22 protein-coding genes are annotated in these 19508 nt (G+C 36.0%); 11 read left to right on the plus strand and 11 right to left on the minus strand.

What is annotated here, in order from left to right; all coding sequences use genetic code 11:
* The first annotated feature begins 41 nt into the window (after positions 1-41).
* Together EG344_RS10960 and EG344_RS10965 are read left to right on the plus strand one after the other, a co-directional pair.
* Complete coding sequence (locus EG344_RS10960) at positions 42-890, plus strand: sensor histidine kinase (protein WP_228412911.1); 849 nt, start codon at positions 42-44, stop codon at positions 888-890.
* A complete protein-coding gene (locus EG344_RS10965) occupies positions 880-1614 on the plus strand; it encodes a LytR/AlgR family response regulator transcription factor (RefSeq protein ID WP_123909465.1) in 735 nt (244 codons plus the stop codon). Before EG344_RS10960 ends, EG344_RS10965 begins: the two co-directional genes overlap by 11 nt.
* Before the next feature lie 84 nt (positions 1615-1698).
* Here EG344_RS10965 and EG344_RS10970 read toward each other — a convergent pair whose 3' ends face one another.
* The 5 genes from EG344_RS10970 to EG344_RS10990 all read right to left on the minus strand — a co-directional run bounded on the left by EG344_RS10970 (position 1699) and on the right by EG344_RS10990 (position 6727).
* Complete coding sequence (locus EG344_RS10970; RefSeq protein WP_123909466.1) at positions 1699-2607, minus strand: DUF6268 family outer membrane beta-barrel protein; 909 nt, start codon at positions 2605-2607, stop codon at positions 1699-1701.
* Positions 2608-2791: 184 nt separating this feature from the next.
* Positions 2792-4000 (minus strand): multidrug effflux MFS transporter, encoded by a 1209-nt coding sequence (locus tag EG344_RS10975; RefSeq protein ID WP_123909467.1) that lies wholly within the window; start codon positions 3998-4000, stop codon positions 2792-2794.
* Positions 4001-4169: 169 nt separating this feature from the next.
* Positions 4170-4991, minus strand: coding sequence for a helix-turn-helix domain-containing protein (locus EG344_RS10980; RefSeq protein WP_123909468.1), 822 nt, complete (start codon positions 4989-4991; stop codon positions 4170-4172).
* A gap of 88 nt (positions 4992-5079) precedes the next feature.
* The gene (gene thiL, locus EG344_RS10985) at positions 5080-6141 is read right to left on the minus strand and encodes a thiamine-phosphate kinase (protein WP_123909469.1); all 1062 of its coding nucleotides are present in this window, start codon (positions 6139-6141) and stop codon (positions 5080-5082) included.
* 91 nt (positions 6142-6232) lie between these two features.
* On the minus strand, positions 6233-6727 hold the full coding sequence (locus tag EG344_RS10990) for an acyl-CoA thioesterase (protein WP_123909470.1): 495 nt from the start codon (positions 6725-6727) through the stop codon (positions 6233-6235).
* A 115-nt stretch (positions 6728-6842) separates the two neighbouring features.
* Here EG344_RS10990 and EG344_RS10995 point away from each other — a divergent pair, with 115 nt between their 5' ends.
* The 4 genes from EG344_RS10995 to EG344_RS11010 are packed head-to-tail and all read left to right on the plus strand — an operon-like array spanning position 6843 to position 10026.
* Positions 6843-8045, plus strand: a complete 1203-nt coding sequence (locus EG344_RS10995; protein WP_123909471.1) for an NAD(P)/FAD-dependent oxidoreductase — start codon at positions 6843-6845, stop codon at positions 8043-8045.
* 29 nt (positions 8046-8074) lie between these two features.
* Positions 8075-8467 carry a hypothetical protein gene (locus tag EG344_RS11000; protein ID WP_123909472.1) on the plus strand — a complete coding sequence of 131 codons (393 nt, stop codon included), beginning with the start codon at positions 8075-8077 and terminating at the stop codon, positions 8465-8467.
* A 9-nt stretch (positions 8468-8476) separates the two neighbouring features.
* Positions 8477-9112 (plus strand): DUF2306 domain-containing protein, encoded by a 636-nt coding sequence (locus EG344_RS11005; RefSeq protein WP_123909473.1) that lies wholly within the window; start codon positions 8477-8479, stop codon positions 9110-9112.
* Positions 9109-10026, plus strand: a complete 918-nt coding sequence (locus EG344_RS11010; protein WP_123909474.1) for a YARHG domain-containing protein — start codon at positions 9109-9111, stop codon at positions 10024-10026. The genes EG344_RS11005 and EG344_RS11010 overlap by 4 nt, the downstream gene beginning before the upstream one ends.
* Positions 10027-10032: 6 nt before the next feature.
* On the opposite strand, the gene EG344_RS11015 is transcribed toward EG344_RS11010, so the two are convergent.
* From EG344_RS11015 to EG344_RS11025, 3 genes are all read right to left on the minus strand, one after another.
* Positions 10033-10434 carry a DUF2809 domain-containing protein gene (locus EG344_RS11015; protein WP_123909475.1) on the minus strand — a complete coding sequence of 134 codons (402 nt, stop codon included), beginning with the start codon at positions 10432-10434 and terminating at the stop codon, positions 10033-10035.
* Positions 10435-10511: 77 nt separating this feature from the next.
* Positions 10512-11168, minus strand: coding sequence for a thioredoxin family protein (locus tag EG344_RS11020; protein WP_123858467.1), 657 nt, complete (start codon positions 11166-11168; stop codon positions 10512-10514).
* A 10-nt stretch (positions 11169-11178) separates the two neighbouring features.
* Positions 11179-11667 carry a TlpA family protein disulfide reductase gene (locus tag EG344_RS11025; protein ID WP_123909476.1) on the minus strand — a complete coding sequence of 163 codons (489 nt, stop codon included), beginning with the start codon at positions 11665-11667 and terminating at the stop codon, positions 11179-11181.
* A gap of 195 nt (positions 11668-11862) precedes the next feature.
* Here EG344_RS11025 and EG344_RS23905 point away from each other — a divergent pair, with 195 nt between their 5' ends.
* Positions 11863-12024: a hypothetical protein gene (locus EG344_RS23905; RefSeq protein WP_164464421.1), complete on the plus strand. Its 162-nt coding sequence runs from the start codon at positions 11863-11865 to the stop codon at positions 12022-12024.
* A gap of 230 nt (positions 12025-12254) precedes the next feature.
* Here the strand turns inward: EG344_RS23905 and mutS are convergent, their stop codons facing one another.
* Positions 12255-14843: a DNA mismatch repair protein MutS gene (gene mutS, locus EG344_RS11035; RefSeq protein WP_123909478.1), complete on the minus strand. Its 2589-nt coding sequence runs from the start codon at positions 14841-14843 to the stop codon at positions 12255-12257.
* A gap of 122 nt (positions 14844-14965) precedes the next feature.
* On the opposite strand from mutS, the gene EG344_RS11040 reads away from it, so the two are divergent.
* Positions 14966-15496, plus strand: a complete 531-nt coding sequence (locus EG344_RS11040; RefSeq protein ID WP_123909479.1) for a GNAT family N-acetyltransferase — start codon at positions 14966-14968, stop codon at positions 15494-15496.
* A gap of 39 nt (positions 15497-15535) precedes the next feature.
* Here EG344_RS11040 and EG344_RS11045 read toward each other — a convergent pair whose 3' ends face one another.
* Positions 15536-16414, minus strand: a complete 879-nt coding sequence (locus EG344_RS11045) for a cupin-like domain-containing protein (RefSeq protein ID WP_123909480.1) — start codon at positions 16412-16414, stop codon at positions 15536-15538.
* Positions 16415-16689: 275 nt separating this feature from the next.
* On the opposite strand from EG344_RS11045, the gene EG344_RS11050 reads away from it, so the two are divergent.
* Complete coding sequence (locus EG344_RS11050) at positions 16690-17568, plus strand: bestrophin family protein (RefSeq protein WP_123909481.1); 879 nt, start codon at positions 16690-16692, stop codon at positions 17566-17568.
* An 11-nt stretch (positions 17569-17579) separates the two neighbouring features.
* On the opposite strand, the gene EG344_RS11055 is transcribed toward EG344_RS11050, so the two are convergent.
* Positions 17580-18179, minus strand: a complete 600-nt coding sequence (locus EG344_RS11055; protein ID WP_123909482.1) for a hypothetical protein — start codon at positions 18177-18179, stop codon at positions 17580-17582.
* A 55-nt stretch (positions 18180-18234) separates the two neighbouring features.
* Between EG344_RS11055 and EG344_RS11060 the strand changes: the two genes are divergently transcribed.
* Both EG344_RS11060 and EG344_RS11065 read left to right on the plus strand, forming a co-directional pair.
* Positions 18235-18855: a toxin-antitoxin system YwqK family antitoxin gene (locus EG344_RS11060; protein WP_123909483.1), complete on the plus strand. Its 621-nt coding sequence runs from the start codon at positions 18235-18237 to the stop codon at positions 18853-18855.
* A 5-nt stretch (positions 18856-18860) separates the two neighbouring features.
* Complete coding sequence (locus EG344_RS11065; RefSeq protein WP_123909484.1) at positions 18861-19391, plus strand: RNA methyltransferase; 531 nt, start codon at positions 18861-18863, stop codon at positions 19389-19391.
* Positions 19392-19508: the final 117 nt, after the last annotated feature.

Raw genomic sequence — 19508 nt, forward strand, 5'->3', positions numbered from 1 at the left:
TCACCAATAAGCTACTTCCTAAGGCTTTACGGTTAAAAAAAATGAAGAGATTCCTTATTGAGATTTCAATTATAATACTGATTCTGAGTTTAATATACTCTTGTATCTATACCTATGTTGATGTAGCATTTGAAGGCTCTCTTCCTGATAATTTTTCCGGTCACCTTTCTTTTTTATGGCGGGGTTTTTATATGGGTTTACCAGCCTCTTTTTTAATTAATGGCTCCGCATGTGGCATTAAGTTCTATCAGGAGCTCGGAAAAATAGAGCGAGATCATATTCTTCTTCAACAGGCACATTTGGAAAATCAACTTAAGCTTCTTCAGGATCAGATTAATCCACATGTGGTATTCAATATTCTGAACCACATTCATATCCTGATGAAACATGATACAGAGCTTGCAGATTATTTATTAATGAAATTTTCAGATATTCTACGGTATCAGCTGTATCATTGCAATCAAAATCTAGTTCCTCTGGACAAGGAAATTGAATATCTTCAAAATCTCATTGAGGTAGAAAAATTAAGATGGGGAAATGAATTGGATGTAAAATCAACCTTTAAACTGAACAGTAAAAAAGCTCTTATTGCTCCACTATTATTGGTTCCTTTTATTGAAAATGCCTTTAAATATGTCTGCAGGCTGCCTGGGCAAACCGGCTATGTTAAAATTTCTTGCAAAGAGGAAAATAATACTCTTTATTTTTATGTCGAGAATTCATATTCAGAAATGGCAGTTCATAAAAAGAAAGATGGCGGAATTGGGCTCCAAAATGTACAGAAACGTCTGAAATTGCAGTATCCAGATGCTTATGATCTTAAAATTGAGTCCGATAATCTGATCTATAAAGTAAATTTAACCTTAAAACTATCTGAAAATGAGCAATAATATTCCTAAAATGAAATGCCTTATCGTAGATGATGAGCCTCTGGCAAGATTCCACCTTAAGGAGCTGGCAGACAAGATTGATTTTGTGTCTGTAGAAGGAACCTGTGCCACCGCTCTGGAAGCAGATGCCAAAGTAAAAGAAAGTGAAATAGACCTTCTTTTCCTGGATATCAACATGCCCTATCTGAATGGTATTGATTTCCTTGAGCAGCTTGAAAACCCGCCATTATGTATTTTCACAACCGCTTATTCCGAGTACGCATTGGAAGGATTCAGGCTTCAGGTGGTGGATTATCTTTTAAAACCTATTGCCTTTAACCGTTTTTATCAGGCGGTGAATAAGGCTCAGCAACAGTTTATCATTAATGAAAAATTAAGGAAAAATACCCCTCTGGATGATCCTTTTCTTTATGTGAGGCAGTCTGATACCTTTATCAAGGTTTCCTGGGTAGATATATTATATATTGAAAGTATGCAGAACTATACCAAGCTTCATTTTAAGGATAAATCTCTGGTCATTCATCAGACGATGAAAGCCATTGAAGAATCCTTACCTTCTGAACATTTTTTCAGAATTCATAAATCGTTTTTAATCAACATCATCCATATTGATATGATCTCCGGAGGCCGCCTGTTTATCAATAAAACAGAGCTTCCTATTTCCCGTACCCGAAAAGAAGAATTGCTCAATCAGGTGGTGTATAAAAAGCTGATTAGTAAATAAAAGAAGAAGCCGGAAAATGATAGGGGAATTATTCAAGTTAAAAAAAAGATCAAATAAATACATTCCGGCCTCTTTTCTTCTATTTTAAGGTAAATTCCAGCGTAAAGAAACAGCTACATAAAACGTACTGGCAAACTTAGGATCTGCAATTTTTTTCTCTTTAAAGATACTTTTGATTTTTCGCTCACTTTCTGTGAAGCTTCTTACCAAGGTTGACCCTCCTGTAACTCCTATGCTCAGCTTATCATTGAGCTTTATTTCCGGTCTTAGTCCTGCTGTGATCTGCTGATAACCAAACATTATAGATTCTCCGTCTTTCTTTCTTTCTACGGTCATTCCACTAAGGTTAACCACTGCTTTTAAGGTAAAAGCATCTGAAAACTCATATCCGGCTTCCGCACCTTCCGGGAAATTAATTCTGAACTTGACCTTCCCGTTGGTTTTCCAGTCGAAATAAATCCATGGCAGAACCATTGGAACCCCAAATGCCGTCGTAAGCACCGGACCTCCACCCAAAGCAAGATTCGGACTAAAATGCCTGATAAATACGATACCTCCCTGCCCCAGCACATCATCAAAGCTTACTTTTTCCATATCAGTATATACTCCTACTGAAGCCATCATCATCATACTCCATTTTTTTCCTAAAGGTCTTACATGCTGTAATCCGACCTGTGCGTTCAGCATCTGCTCCGGAAATAACGGAGTTTCGTAGTTTTTGTGTGACATTTTTGCATAAGACCCACTCAGCAGCATTGACCATGCTTTTACCTTCCCTTCTTTGTCTTTTTTTACTGATAATGGAATGCTGAGGTTCAGATTTACTCTTTTAAAATCACTTTTGGAATTGGTTTTCACACTGTCTTCCGGGCGGATATAATTGGAGGACGGAATGTATTCTGTTTTAAGTTCTGCAGAGATTCCCGATTGTGCATTTACCCAATACCCTAACGGCAGCAGACAGCAAAAAGCCGTCAAAAGGTTTCTTTTCATATTCTAAATTTTATGCAAAGAGAACCTTTTGACTATTTTTTACAAAAATTACTTGATTAAGTGTCTAATTAGTATGACCAATAGAAGCAATGGCAGGATAAACATTTTCATTCGGAATGAGGAATGGGAAATTTAGCAATTCTCAGTTTTCAATAATATCTATTCTTTCCCCTTCCCTACTCATTTAAGCAACAGATTGCTGTATTGTAGTTTTTTTACTTTTAAAAATCTGATATCCAAACCATACAGCCACCACCGCCATTCCGGTGCGTGTAACCACCATCGGCATAATAGAATCTGCTTCCAGGAAACCCAATAATCCCGAAATTAAAAAGGTTACCATAAGCTGCATGAATCCTAATAATGCTGCAGCAGTCCCTCTTCCCTCTTTAAAAGGAGATAAAGCGTGTGCCGAAGTAATAGGAAACAGAATTCCTATGGCCAGCAATGATAAATACAGCATTGCTATTTCCAATGCTACAGAAAGACTTCCTGCTGCAATCAGAATATGCAGCGCACATACCAGCAACAACATTAATGTAGCTCCAAATAAAAGATCTGAATTACTGATTCTTTTAATCAGTCTCGGAGTAATATAAGCCGCAGTTATCAGGGCCAGTGAATTAAATGCAAATATAAAACTGAAAGTCTCACTGGAAAACCCGTGAAGTTCCATAAATAAAAACGGAGCATTTGAAATATAAATAATCAGAGAAGCAAACGCAATACTTCCAACCATTGTACTGTTGATAAACTCTTTGTTGGAAATAATCATTTTCAGCTGATCTTTTAACCCTTTTTCATCAACTCGTTCATGATCAGGAAGGTTGATTCTAGTATTCGTTTCCGGTACGTATTTGTATACCATAAAGAAGGTAATAAGTCCCATGATACATAAAAATGCAAATGAACTGTTCCAGCCCCAATATTTCAGAAATACACTTCCCATCAAGGGTGCTACAATAGGGGCAATTCCACTGATCTGAGATTGCTGCGCGAAAATGGTTACTGATTTTTGTTTATCATAAAGATCAATAATAATTGCTCTTCCAATAACAATCCCTGCACTTCCTCCAAAAGCCTGTAAGAAACGCATGGCCCATAAAACGTAAATGTCTGAGGTAAAATAGATGGCTGTAGCTCCTATGATAAAAAGGAGAAGCCCGCAATATAACATCGGTTTACGACCTGTTTTGTCTGATAAAGGTCCCCATAATAATTGTCCAAAAGCAAATCCGGCAAAGAAAACAGAAATAGAAATCTGAATATGCCCGATATCGGTTTTAAAAATTTCAGCCATGCTCGGAAAAGCAGGAAGATAAAGATCTATACTTAAGGATTCTAACGTGTTGAGTAATGCTAAAATAAACACTACAATACCTAACTTCTTCATAAATTGTAAGCCTTCACAGGCGATTTTTTTTTCAGGATGCAAAATTGCCTTAAAAAGCAAAAAATTACAATAAAAGAACTGAAGGAAGTATAGGACAAACTGAAGATTAAAAGACAGAAACAAATGAAAACAATCAGTTTAGGCTTATCAAAATTGTAAATACTGAAGATTATCTTTTTTCATTATTCTTAAAATAGTCAGGGTTTTGACCGGTATGTTTCTTAAAAAACCTTGAAAAATATGAAGCATCGTTAAAACCGAGTTTAAAAGCAATCTCTTTTACAGTGAGCGCTCCAAAACTTAGTTCTCTTTTAGCTTCCAGGATAAGGCGTTGGGCAATCATTTTTTTTACTGTTGTTCCCCTAAGAACACGCACAATGTCATTAAGGTGGTGGGAACTTATCTTCAATTTTTCAGCATAGAAACTTGTTTCTTTGTGCTCTATATAATGTTTCTCAATGAATCCTACCAGGTCCTGAATTCGCTGACGGTCATTCAATAAAGGTTCCTGAGACTTAATTTGTTCTCCAATGATGATACAAAACGCTTTCAGATAGGCCTTTAAAAGTTCTGTCCTTGACGTTGCTTTGTATTCCTGCTCAATCAATGAAAGGATTGTACTGCATGTTTTCTCATTTTTAGGGTCTAAAAAAAACGGAAGCACTCCTCCGGTAAGTACAGATTCAATATCACAGGCTTCGTTGAAGATTTCGCGGCTTATGGCCATGGCATATCCTTCCTCTCCTTCTATTTTCATATTGAAAGCCTGCCCTGGTGCAATAATACAGATTTGATTGTTTTCAAGTGTATAGCTTTCAAAATCCAGTTCTAAACAACTATTGTCATACACCTCTCTGAACCAGATAATTTCAAAAAAATTATGCCGGTGAACATCATGAAAATTCTCTGGACCAGCCGCACTCAAAGTGCTCATCTGAAATTTTTCAGAAGTCAGATGATGCATTGGTATTTCTTTTTCTGGTATAATCATCAATGTATTTTTTAATCGTTACGCTATAAACAAAAACCACAGCAAAAAAAGTGCTGCGGTTTTCTACAATATTTAAAATTAAATAATTTTATCCGTTCTGGTTTCCTAAAAAGGCATCCCATCCCTGAGCAGTAAGAGCGACCAATTGGTTTGATCCTCTTGCTACCATAAAGTTCCCTTCTTCTTTTTCAACAGCATGTCCTATGATGGTAAAGTCAGGATGATTTTTAATTTTATCAAAATCGTCTGGTGAAATTGTGAATAGTAATTCATAATCTTCACCGCCGCTTAATGCCGTCATTACAGGATTTAAGTTCATTTCGTCTGCGGTAGAGATGGTAAGGTTATCCAACGGTACCTTTTCTTCATACAGTCTGAATCCTACTTTAGACTGATCGGAAAGATGAAGGATTTCAGAAGCTAAACCGTCTGAAATATCAATCATGGAAGTCGGTTTAATATCCAACTCTTCCAGAATTGCTTTAACATCTGTTCTTGCCTCAGGTTTCAATTGTCTTTCCAGGATATAATCATACCCTTCCATTTCCGGCTGCATATTCGGATCTGCAAGGTAAACAGCATGCTCTCTTTCCAGAATTTGCAGTCCCATATAAGCTCCTCCTAAGTCTCCTGTTACCACAAGAAGATCATTAGGTTTTGCTCCACTTCTCTTCACGATATTTTCATCCGCTTCAATTCCTACTGCTGTAATGCTCATTACCAATCCAGAGTTGGAACTTGTGGTATCTCCACCAATCAGGTCTACTTTATATCTTACACACGCAGCCTGAATTCCTGCATAGATTTCTTCCAAAGCCTCTACCGGAAAACGGTTGGAAACTGCTAAAGAGACCAAAATCTGTGTAGGAACCGCATTCATAGCGGCAATATCACTCAGATTTACAACTACTGCTTTATAACCTAAATGCTTTAATGGAACATACCCTAAATTAAAATGCACGCCTTCCGCCAGAACATCCGTAGTAAGAACTACTTTTTTATTATCTGGGTTAATCACTGCTGCATCATCTCCTACTCCAAGCTCCGAAGATTCATTGGATAGAGGAAAATGCTCAGTCAAATGCTTAATAAGACCGAATTCTCCTAATTTAGAAATGGGCGTCAGCTCCTGGGATTTATCTTCAAACATAAAATTTCTTTTTTGTACAATGTTCACGGCAAAATGGTATAAAGCTTTGGAAGTCTGTTATACCATTGAACTCTGAACTTTAAACGTTGAATTACTTTGTAAATTCTGCCGGATCAACATTGTGTGGATGAAAAGGAAACTTTTTAAAGTCTTCTTTTGATAGTACCACAGTTTCCGGCGTTTTGTATTTATTCATTGCTTCCACCACATCATCTGGTGGTGTTGTCATTTTTCTTAACATCATATCGATCCAAACTCCCGTAGCTTCGGCAGTAGCACAGTGTGCCCCATCCGGAGTGTAGAATTTATGAACGAAACGATAGATAGCAGAGTCATCTGAACATCCATCTATTTCTACGCTTACAATAACTACCTGATCAGCATAGATCTCCTTGAAGAAAGAATATCTTTCGTGCAGGATAACAGGACCGATTCCCCATCTGCTTAATTGGGTAACCCCCATTTTCTCTTTGGTCATAAAAGCCATCCTGGCTTGCGCACAATATTGTACATATGATGAATTGGCTAAGTGCTTATTGGCATCAAGGTCGCTCCATCGCACTTCAAATTTATGGTAGAAAATCATACTGAAATCGTTTTGGGTATAATAAAAAATTATAATCTTCAAAAATACTCAAATAAGATGGTTTATAAAAATTGTACTTTTGAAAAAATAATCTTCAGCATAGGATTACCCATACATGAAACAGATCATTATTATCGGAGGTGGTGCTGCAGGCTTTTTCTGCGCATCCAACCTTGACGAAAAGAAATATAAAATTACGATTTTAGAACAGAACTCAGATGTCCTTCAGAAAGTTAAAATTTCCGGAGGGGGACGCTGTAATGTGACCCACGCCTGCTTCGATCCAAGAGAACTGGTACAGTTCTATCCTCGTGGAAACAAGGAATTATTGAGCGTTTTCACCAAATTTCAACCGGGTGACACCATGGAATGGTTCGATCAGCGCAATGTTCCGTTGAAAATAGAAAATGACAACAGAACTTTTCCTGAAAGCAACTCTTCACAGACCATCATCAATACCTTTTTGAATGAAGCTCAAAAGAAAAATGTGGTGGTGCAGACAAAATGCTCTGTAAAGGAAATTGAAAAACAGGATGAAAAATATCTTGTAAAAACCAATTCCGGAGATTTTGAAGCAGATTATCTTGTATATACTACCGGAAGTTCACCCAAATCTTTAAAAATTATTGAAAATCTGGGCCATAAAATCGTAGACCTTGTCCCTTCTCTTTTTACTTTTAATATTAAGGATGAACTTTTAAAAGATCTTCCAGGAACCAGTTTTGAAAATGCAGGAATTTCGATTCCTCAATTGAAAACTGAAGAAAGCGGACCTCTATTGATTACCCATTGGGGACTTTCCGGACCTGCTGTTTTGAAAATTTCTGCATGGGAGGCTATAAGTTTGGCTAAGCTTAAATATAATTTTGAAATTGAGGTTAATTTTATTTCGATTGATTTAGAAGATGCTGAGGAAATGTTCCATAACTTTAAACAGAGCAATCCTAAAAAGACCATCGGACAATCGAAGATTTTTGATATTACGAACAGATTCTGGCAGAAAATTCTGGATATTTCAAAGGTAGATCTCAATAAGCAGGTAGCCAATATTTCAGGCAAGGAGATGCAGAAAATCCTTGAAAATTTATGTAAGAAAAAGCTTCAGGTAACCGGAAAATCAACATTTAAAGACGAATTTGTAACGGCAGGAGGTGTTGATTTAAAGGAAATTAACTTTAAGAACATGTCTTCAAAACTTCTTCCCAAATTTTATATTGCCGGAGAGGTATTGAATATAGATGCTGTAACAGGTGGATTCAATTTCCAGGCATGCTGGAGTGAAGGCTGGCTGATTGCACAGGATTTAAATTCCCTATAAAAAATCACTAAAAATAAGGATAACGACACATGAAAAAATTAATATTTCTATTATTTACGTTTGGGTTCACATTGTGTTTTTCTCAGGCAAAACAGGACCCGGCAGAATCCCCTGTAAAAGATTACACCAATAAAGCAGATATAAGACCTGAATTTCCAGGAGGAATTGCTGTATTCAAAACACTCATTATGAGTAAATTAAATTTTAGTACCATTACAGACTCAGCAAACTCAGAGATACGGTTTCTAATTGATTCCAAGGGAGAACTGAGCTCTGTGACAGCGAACGGAGAGCAGGAAAGCTTTAATAAAGAATTGATACGGGTCATCAATACCATAAACAAAAAATGGGAGCCCGCAGTTTATAAAAACAAACCTGTAGATTATTGGTATACCCTTCCAATGTCGATAGATTTTGATTAAAATATGGGTATGCTTTCAGCCAAAAGAAATATCACTTTTTTCAAAATCCTGCTCATCATGGGATTTATATATTTCTTTTGGCTGATGGTTATGATTACTCTGGAATATATTCCTTTGAATCCTAACGTTAGCTTCCTGATGATTAAACAAACTGAAGTGGAGCACAGGCCGGAATATCTCTATTTTTTCTACGCTCATGTGTACACCAGTATTTTTGTACTTCTTTCAGGGTTTCTTGCAATACTCCGAAAAGATTTCAGGCTAAAAAATTTCCACAGAAATATAGGAAAGCTCTATATTCTTCTTATATTGTTTTTGGCTGCCCCTTCTGGAATTTATATGGGATTTTTTGCCAATGGAGGACTTTTTTCAAAGATTTCATTCGTTATACTGGGCTTTTTATGGTGGTTTTCTACCTTCAAAGCTTATCAGCTGGCCAGACAGAAAAGGTTTAAAGAACATAAGCAATGGATGTGGCGGAGCTTTGCTTTTACATTATCAGCCATCACATTACGGATGTGGAAAGTTATTATCGTATATTTATTTCATCCCAATCCTATGGATGTTTACCAAATCATTGCATGGCTGGGATGGATTCCCAATATCCTTTTAATTGAATATTTAATCACAAAAAAACAGATATGAAAATTTTAAATTACACCTTTATTTCTCTTCTTGCAGCAGCGCTTATTAGCTGTAAAAAAGATGGAAAACCGAATGAATCAAACAAAGATTCCCTAACAGCAAAAAAAGACTCTGTGGTCATTCCTGAGATCCATAAAGAATATTACGGGATTTACACCGGTGATTTTGCAGGAATGGAAAAAATGGTTGACGATGTAGATGGCTCTGAATATAATGAGAGCGTCTACAAAAAAATTTCTCTAAAAATCAACAGGATTACCAAAGACAGTGTGTATGGACAAAGCATTGTGAATGGAAACCAACGCCCGGTAAGAGGAGTTTTTAATGAAACGTCAAAATCTTTTGTACTGGATGAGCCGGGTAATGATAAAACAGATGGCAGATTTGAGGTAAAACTGAGTGGAGATAGCTTAACTGGAAAATGGAATGCCTTCAACACAAAAGGAGTAAAAGCTCCTCTAAAATCACTCAAACTCATTAAAAAGGAATTTGTTTATAACCCCAATTTTATGCTTGATCCGGATTCAAACCTGGTAGACTGGAATAATCCTAAGTCTTTTGTTGAGAAGTACACAGATAGTGATGGGAAAACCGAAAGCTATACAACATCAAAAAATCGGGTAGCTTCTGATGCCGTCTTTAAGCTGAATGCCTCTAAACAAAAACTCAATGAAAAAGACCTTAAAAACTTAAGAAAACTGGATCTGGAAATTATCAAGAACTCCGTATTTGCAAGACATGGATATTCCTTTAAAAAAGAAACTTACAGGGATTTCTTTGAACAGACCAATTGGTATATTCCGGTTTCCAATAATGTAGATAACGAGCTTTCCCCTATGGAAAAAGATAATGTGGCACTCCTGAACAAATTTATTAAATATGCTGAAGATAAATATGACAGCTTTGGAAGATAGAAAAAACTAGGAGTTTGAAGGTGAGATTAAGTTTTCTTTTTTTATCAGCTTTACAAACACATAGAGGAATACACAACCTGCGACATAACACAGAATATCAATCCAGGAAAAAGAATTTCCAATCACAATATACATCAGGCTTCCAGGACGGAAGCCTAGTTTTTCCGCAATATTGAAATATTGGGCAAACTCTACGAAACAAGAAAAAATTAAAATTCCAAGAATAAGTTTTTCATTATTAACTCTGAAAAAGCTTTTCACCAAAGTATAAAGAAGTATGACAACAATGACATCTCCAAGATAAGCTCTTACAAAGAAAATATTCTTTAATCTTGTTGCGATCAGTACCTCAACAAGGAAAATAAAAATGGAGATAAGGAGATATTTCAGGCTAAATTGGAATTTCATGTGTATGTTTTATTAAAAGTTAGGACATAAAAAATCGGCATTCATTAAAAACACCGATTTTTATTCTGACAAATATATTATTTCTTTACCTTGATTGTACAGCCAATAGCAACCGTTTTTGTCATTTTTACTGGTTCACTTTTTATTAGAGCATTTACCGCGTCCTGAGCATAGTATTCTGATACATCATTAGGATTATCATAATTGTTATCAATAGCGCCTATATATTTTACAATATTCTTCCCGTTTTCCTTCTGTAGTATAAAAACATGCGGAGTTTTGGTAGCTCCATACTGCGGATAGATCTTCTGCCCTTCGTCCACCAGATATGGAAAAGTAAATCCTTTCTGTTTCGCTCTATCTATCATCTGCTTGTAGCCGTCTTCAGGCTGTACATTTGGATCATTTGGATTGATTGCTATGACCGGATATCCCTGATCTTTATATTTCTTATCAAGCTCAATGATTCTGTCTTCATACTTCTTGGCATACGGACAATGGTTACAGGTAAAAATAACAATGAACCCCTTGGCTGTTTTAAAATCACTCAGGGAAACCATTTTTCCATCAATATTTTTAAGCTTAAAGTCAGTAGCCTCATCTCCCACTTCGTAGCCTTTTACAGCTGAAATACTTTCTTTTTGAGGTTTATTTTTATCGTGATTCATTGTTGTAAAGCTTAATAAGCCTAATCCAGCGATAAAAGCTGCCATTAAAATTTTCAGATTTTTCATAATCAATTATTTATTGTAGATTTTCAGTAATTGTTTTCCCAAGATCCTCTTTACTCATTTCTCCGTCATTGAAATATACTTTTTCTCCGTTTTTATAAAAAATTGTTACAGGAATATTTCCATCCCACTTTTTTTCAAATCTTGGAATCCAGGTATTCATTCTTTTAATATCATCTAAAAGCACAACTTCAGCGGTCAGATTTTTGTTTTTAATGAATTTTAAAACCCTTTCTTTATCTACCAGCCTGTCTAGTGAAACCAGAATCATCTTAAACTTAGAATTACCGGCATATTGATTATTGATTTCCATAAAATGAGGAAGCTCTTTCACACAAGGAGCACAGGTGGTTGCCCAAAAATTAACGACCAGAAACTTATTTTTCTCCGATTGGATTTTCTTTTCCAGATCTTCGTATTTCAAAACAGAAATTTCGGTCTGCTGAGCTTTATATAGTGTGCAGAACATAAAGATTGCAAGGAGTGTTAATAAATTCTTCATCTTCAAATTTAATAAAATAATGTAAATCAAAAGTATACAAAACATAATCACTTCGAAACATCTCCTTTCCCTCTCTAAAACATACAACAAAGCTTAAGTCTCTCTTTTTTATTATCTTACATTGACATCTTTTTCACGATCAATAGAATTATTTGGATAATTTTGTATATTTGAATACAATCAAAACAAATTATTATGAAAAAATCAACCATTCAAAAAAAGAAGCTTACTAAGAGAGAAATGAAATCAATTAACGGAGCAGGGCCTATCTGTCCGTTAGTATTCAGCTGTACTGACAGAAATACAGGAGAAGAATTATATGGAGTTTATGGCATTCAGGATGGACCTTGCTGCTAGTTACAGATTAATAATACCCAATTAAGAAATATGAAAAAATCATTCACTCAAAAAAAGAAGCTTACCAAAGCTGAGCTCAAGGAGATTAGCGGTGGGGCTAAGGCCAACTGTGCAGAAGACCTATGCAAACTTAGAGGAGTAAGCAGCCATTTTATGATTATCGGTCCTAGAGGTAAAGACGGATACTGCTGTTAATCAAGTTTAAATATTAAAAATAAAAAATGATTGGATTATCCCCCAATCATTTTTTTTATGGCGTTGAGCTTCATTAAAGCTTCAATCGGGGTCAAAGTATTGATATCTATCTTTGTAAGCTCTTCCCGAATATTCTCCAAAACCGGATCGTCCAGCTGGAAGAAAGAAAGCTGCATATTTTCTTCGGTTACCCTTTTGATATTTTCTGAAGCTCCCCCTTCCTGGCTTCTACTCGCCTCAAGGGTTTTAAGAATTTCATTCGCTCTGTTTACTACTTTGGCAGGCATCCCGGCTAATTTAGCCACATGAATACCAAAACTATGCTCACTGCCCCCTGGAACCAATTTTCTCATGAAGATAATATTCCCTTTGTTCTCCTGAATAGAAACATGGAAATTTTTTACTCTTTCAAAATTCACAGTCATCTCATTCAGTTCATGGTAATGAGTCGCAAATAAAGTTTTAGCCTGTGTAACATGCTGATGAAGATACTCCGCAATAGCCCATGCAATGGAAACCCCATCATACGTAGACGTTCCACGCCCAATTTCATCCAAAAGAATAAGGCTTCGTTCTGATATATTATTCAAGATATTGGCTGCTTCATTCATTTCCACCATGAAAGTAGATTCTCCTGCAGAAATATTATCTGTAGCTCCTACTCTTGTAAAGATCTTGTCCAGCAGCCCGATTTCCGCATATTTAGCAGGTACAAAACTTCCAATCTGAGCTAAAAGACACACAATAGCTGTCTGACGCAAAATCGCAGATTTACCGGCCATGTTGGGACCAGTAACCATGATAATCTGCTGGGAATCTTTATCCAGGAAGATATCGTTCGGAATATATTTTTCTCCTAACGGAAGCGCATTTTCAATGATCGGGTGCCTTGCTTCTTTCAAATCAATAGCATAGCCGTCATTTAAGATAGGCTTAGTATAGCTTTCTGACACTGCTAACTCAGATAGCCCTGCAGCAACATCAATCTGGGCAATAATACTAGAGTTTCCTTGAATCTGATCAATGTAAACCATAGTTTCAGCACATACATTTTTGTACAGTTGGCTTTCCAAAGCGCCTATTTTTTCTTCGGCACCCAGAATCTGGCTTTCATATTCCTTTAACTCTTCAGTGATGTATCGTTCCGCATTCACAAGGGTTTGTTTTCTCACCCAGTCATCCGGAACTTTGTCTTTATGAGTATTTCGGACTTCAATATAGTATCCGAAAACATTATTAAAATCAATTTTAAGGCTTGTAATACCTGTTCTTTCAATCTCTCTCTGGCACATTTCATCCAGAAATCCACGTCCTTTGCTCTGAAGATTTCTCAATCGGTCCAGTTCTTCAGAAACCCCATCTTTTACTACGTTTCCTTTGGCAATACTTACCGGAAGTTCTTCATTAAGGTTATTTTGCAGGAACTTGATCAGTTCTTCAAGATCAAACAGAGGCTCTAACCATGCCAGTACATCCGCATGAGGATGCAATAATGCTTTAATTTTATGAATATTGATTAAACTTTGACGCAGATGCCCTAATTCCCTAGGCGAAATTTTCTCTGCAGCCAGTTTCCCCATCAATCGGTCAAGATCGGAAATTGACTTTAATAGCTGCCCTATTTCATATTTAAGATGATCGTTTTCGTTTAAAAAATCAATCAGGGAAAGTCTTCTCGAAATTTCATCAACAGATTTTAAAGGAAGAATAATCCTTCTTCTTAGCAACCTTCCTCCCATTGGGGTTGAGGTTTTATCAATAATATCCAGCAATGATTTTCCTTGTGGGTTGCTTGGATAAACGATCTCCAGGTTTCTTAATGTAAAATTATCCATCATCAGATAATCTTCCTGTGGAATGATCTGAAGTTTGGTGATATGAGAAAGTAAATTATGGTGAGTATCTTCTACAAGATATGCAAAAATAGCTCCTGCTGCAGTAATAGCTAACGGAAGAGCTTCCACTCCAAATCCCTTTAAGGAATTCGTTTTAAAATGATTGGTTAATTTCTCGTAGGCAAAACTGTATTGAAAAGCCCAGTCTTCCAACTTAAAGGCGTTTTTATTCTTAATTTGCTCAGGAATCTGTACGCTTCTCTGGAAAATGATTTCACTGGGATCAAAAGTATTGACAATATGCAATAGCTTTTCAAGATTACCCTCACTTACTAAAAATTCACCAGTAGAGATATCTACTAAAGCAATTCCATATTTTTCCTTTTCTTTATGAAGGGAAAGCAGGAAGTTATTTTTTTTGGAATTTAAAACCTGGTCATTGAAAGTAACCCCTGGAGTTACCAATTCTGTAACGCCTCTTTTTACAATGCCTTTAACCATTTTGGGATCTTCCAGCTGATCGCAGATAGCCACCCTCATTCCAGCTCTTACCAATTTGGGAAGATAAGAATCTATTGAATGGTGCGGAAATCCTGCCAATTCTACACTTCCTTCTCCGTTATTCCTTTTGGTAAGAACAATTCCCAGTATCTGAGAGGTCTTCACGGCATCTTGCCCAAAAGTTTCATAAAAATCTCCTACTCTGAAAAGCAAAAGTGCATCCGGGTATTTGCCCTTGATGGTATTATACTGATTCATGAGTGGAGTTTCCTTCTTCGATTTTGCCATAGTAAAAAATGAGCCCCAAATTTAAAAAAATAAATCCAGGGTTACAGAATTGTTTCACGGTTATCCCTGAATAACTTTTCTTTATCAGGAATTAATTGTATTTTCACCATAAAATCACATCCATGGAATTTCCTGTTTTAGAAACTGAAAGACTTATTTTGCGACAGCTTTCCCTTAATGATACCCAAGATCTGTTCGAATATTTTTCTTTGGAAGAAGTCATGGAATATTATGATCTTGAAGCATTCAAATCTATTGAAGATGCCCAGCAAATTATTCAGCATTTCAACAGTGAATTTGAGAAAGAAAAAGGTTACCGTTGGGCATTACAGCTAAAATCAGATGGTAAAGTAATTGGTACCTGCGGTTATCATAACTGGTACAAAGAACATTTCAAAGCTGAAATTGGATATGAACTCAATCCTCTTTACTGGAGACAGGCTTATATGAAAGAAGCCATTCTTCCTATTCTTACATTCGGTTTTGAACGTATGAGATTACATCGTGTAGATGCTTTTATTGATCCTGCTAATATTTCTTCCGAAAAGCTTCTGACCTCACTGAATTTTCAGGAAGAAGGAACCCTCAAGGACTATTTTTTCGAAAAAGGAAAATTTGTAGACGCTAAAATCTTCGGGTTGATTAATAAATAAGGCTGGAAATTGAATGAAGTTACTGGAGGTTTGAAACTTCTAATTTCCTTCCCTCAAGTGCTTTTCCAAAGCTTCTGAACTCTTCTTATAGGCCCACTTTTGTTTATAATCTACCCATTTTGATTTAAACAGCTTACGCATAATCTTATCTGTATATCTCATGATAAAGACATGATACAGCATATTGGCAAACACATTGGGTTTATTGGGAAGTGCTCTTAATGATAATGAAAATCCAGGTTCAAGATATCGGTTGAAATGCCAGAATGCTCCAGGAATGAAAAGAGCATCTCCGTGTTCCATAAAGATTTCATATCCTTTCGCGTACTTCAGTGCCGGGAATTTTTCATAATCAGGATTCTCATAATCTACCTCATAGATAGTATGAACAGATAATGGAACTTTATATAAAAACGGCGACTGTTTCTGATCGAATAACAAAATTCTCTTTTTCCCTTCAAAATGGATGTGCATAAAGTCCCCCAAATCTACATCATAATGCATCAAAACATGAGCTTCACTTCCCCCAAAGAATAACGTAGGAAGCCTTTTAAAGAATTTTATCCCAAGATCAGGGTAGGTGAAATTTTTAAGCAGTTCCGGAAGTCTGTCTGTAATAATGTAGAAGAAAATCCTGAGATCTGAAGGTTTACTTTTTATCGTATCAATATAATCCCTCATTTTCATATTGGCTACCGGAGCATCGGAACTTTTAGCCGCATCAGCAGGTTTATTGTCATACAAAGGAACATCCTGGTCGCCTGCCTTCTCTCGGATATAGGCAAGATTCCATTGATCAAAAGCATCCCAACGGCTCGCAAAATTCTTGATTAAAAGAGGTTTCTGCTTTTTGAAATAATTCTTCTGAAAATCTTCTTTACTGATATCATTGACTACATCTACGTTTTCGAGGATCATATACTTTGTATTTAATGTGAATTAAAAATAGTGTTTTTTTGAAAACCGTAAAAATTAAGATAAAAGGTGGGAAGCCGGAAAAAGGAGGCCCGAGGTTAATGTTGGTTCAAAAAAGAATTCGGTTATAATAAAATTGACGGGATTTGTCAAAGACATTAAAAGCGTGATATCCCTGTTCTTTTGCTTCAATTACTTCCCTTTTCCAACTTCAGACTTCCTTACTTTATTAGCAGAGCTCGGATGAAAAATTTATATTTGTGGTATTAAGCGAATTTATGAGAGTCTATAACACGAAACATTTCCTTAAAATACTTTTCAGTTTACACAAAAGTGATACCCTGAAGATTCTTTTTCCAAGTATGATTATGGTTGGATTATATTCCTGGGGAATTCAGTATCTGGAAGTAGGATATTTTCACCTTACTGCAAAATCAGGCATCAGTAATGTAGGGATGATTCATTCCCTGCTGGGATTTGTATTGTCTCTTTTACTGGTCTTCAGAACCAATACTGCGTATGACAGATGGTGGGAAGGAAGAAAACTTTGGGGAAAGCTGGTGAATGATACCCGAAACTTTGCTATAAAAATCAATACCATTCTTGGAGATAACCGTCAGGATGCAGAACAGGTTTCAAGATATTTAAAATATTTCCCTCACTTTTTAGCCAAACACCTTTCTAAGGAGTCTACCCGACTGGCATTGGACGAAGATTATTCAGAGATTGAAAAAACGTTGAAAAACCATGGGCCGAGTGAAATTATTATTCTTTTAAGTCATAAACTTAGCCAATTAAAAAAAGAAGGCAAGATTTCAGAGATTGAAATGCTGTATCTGGACACTCAGCTGTCAGGGTTTCTTGATGTATGTGGTGGATGTGAAAGGATTAAAAATACTCCTATTCCCTATTCTTATTCCTCGTTTATTAAAAAATTCATCATCCTATATGTACTTGCTCTTCCTATTGCTTACGTGATTACGATAGGGCTTTTCATGATACCTCTTACTGTTTTTGTCTATTATGTACTGATGAGTCTTGAAATGATTGCTGAAGAGATAGAAGATCCTTTCAACAATGATGAAAATGATATCCCAATGGAGACAATAGCCCAGAATATTGAGAAAAATGTTCATCAGATCATGAGCAAAAAATAAGAAATCAACCTTTAAAGGTTGATTTCTTTGAGTTCTCCGTCTTGTTTAATTTCTACAAACTTACTTTCTCTGTTGGCAGCATCGTAACCGTAGAAAAATGTGGAATAGATAGGGGATGAATACAAATAGTTACCCAATCCATTATAAGTATCTGTTGTTCCGGTCTGCTGCTGATAGCTTCCCGTTGCCGTAAAGTTCACAATCGTTTCGAGGTAATACTTGCCAGGCTTCAGTTTTTCAAATTTAAATCTCCCGTGGTCATCCGTTAAAGCCTCCACTCTATATTTAAAGGCCTCTTCAGACATATACACCGTTGTTTTTTTATTTTCATACTTCTTTCTCATATTATAAAACTCTTCAAAATAAGGAGTTACCGGAAAAAGCATGATGACTGTTCCTTTCGGAGCATAATGTTTCTGTCCTAGCAATGGTTTGATTCCCCAATTATTTTTTTGTTTGGTAGAAGCAACCCCTTCAATCGTTGAATTTCCGAATGCCAGCATATCACGGGCTAATTTTTTATCAAAGAAAGCTTGTGGATAATACGTATTTTGTGCTTGTGTATGCAAAAAAGCAAACATCAGTATAAATAAAGTGAATAATTTTTTCATAGTATATTTTTGAATCAAATATAAGTATTTTACTATTTTTGAAATAAAAATAGCTATGAAATACATTTTTCTATTGTTTTTTTCTTTTTCCATGATGGGACTGGCACAGAAACCTTGTGGATATAAAGACGGATTGCAGGAAGGAAGCTGCAAGGAATTCTATGACAACGGACAGGTAAAAAATACGGTCGAATGGAAGAAAGGGAAAAAAGAAGGGGATGCTGTTTTTTATTACGATAACGGAAAAGTAAACGCAAAAGGTGAATTCAAAAAAGATTTCAAAGTAAAAGAATGGGTTTACTATGATAAAAATGGAACGCTTACTGCTAAAGAAATATATAGAAATGGTGATAAAAATGTTTATGATAACAGCTTTACCGCTACTTTTTATTCTCCCAAAGGAGTTGTAGAAGAAGTTTCTAATTATAAATTTGCAAAACTGAATGGAGAAACCAAACTTTTTCATGAAGATGGAAAATCCATAAAGCAGACCGGATTGTATGATAATGGTCTTGCCACCGGAAAATGGAAAGTATTTTATCCATCAGGCAAGCTACAGCGTGAAACAGAATTTGTCAATGATAAATGGAACGGCAACAGAATCCATTACCGTGAAGACGGAAGCATTGAAAAAACAGAGGTCTATAAAGACGGAAAATTAATCTCAACAAAATAATACAATTGGTACAGAAACTAAAACTGGAGGAACTGAACAGAATAGATGTAGAAACATTTAAGAAAGTTGAAAAAATTCCGTTGGTCGTCATTTTAGATAACATCAGAAGTATGCACAACGTAGGTGCTGCCTTCAGAACGGCAGATGCCTTTTTAATTGAAAAAATAATTCTTTGCGGAATTACTCCACAACCGCCCCATCGTGAAATTCACAAAGCGGCTTTGGGTGCAACAGAAAGTGTGGACTGGTCTCATGAAGAAGACACCAACAATGCTATTGCAGATCTGAAAAGCAAAGGATATGAAATCATAGGAATTGAACAGACTACCGGCAGCCAGATGATTACAGATTTCACTATTGACAAATCAAAAAAATATGCTTTGATTTTAGGAAATGAAGTGGAAGGAATCAGTGATGAGGTACTCCCTAATGTAGATGTATTTCTAGAGATTCCACAGCTTGGTACCAAGCATTCTCTTAATGTAAGTGTATGTGGTGGAATTGTAATGTGGGAGTTTGCAAAAGCCCTAAAATAAAAAAACTGCATATGTCATTAGTAGACAGTGCAGTTTGAAATAAATCTAATAAAAAGTAAAAATGAAAGGCGACAAAGGTACCTTTTTTTTGTTTACAAACAAATTTTAACGGCATTT

This window comes from Chryseobacterium sp. G0162 (assembly GCF_003815715.1).
Classification (GTDB): Bacteria; Bacteroidota; Bacteroidia; order Flavobacteriales; family Weeksellaceae; genus Chryseobacterium.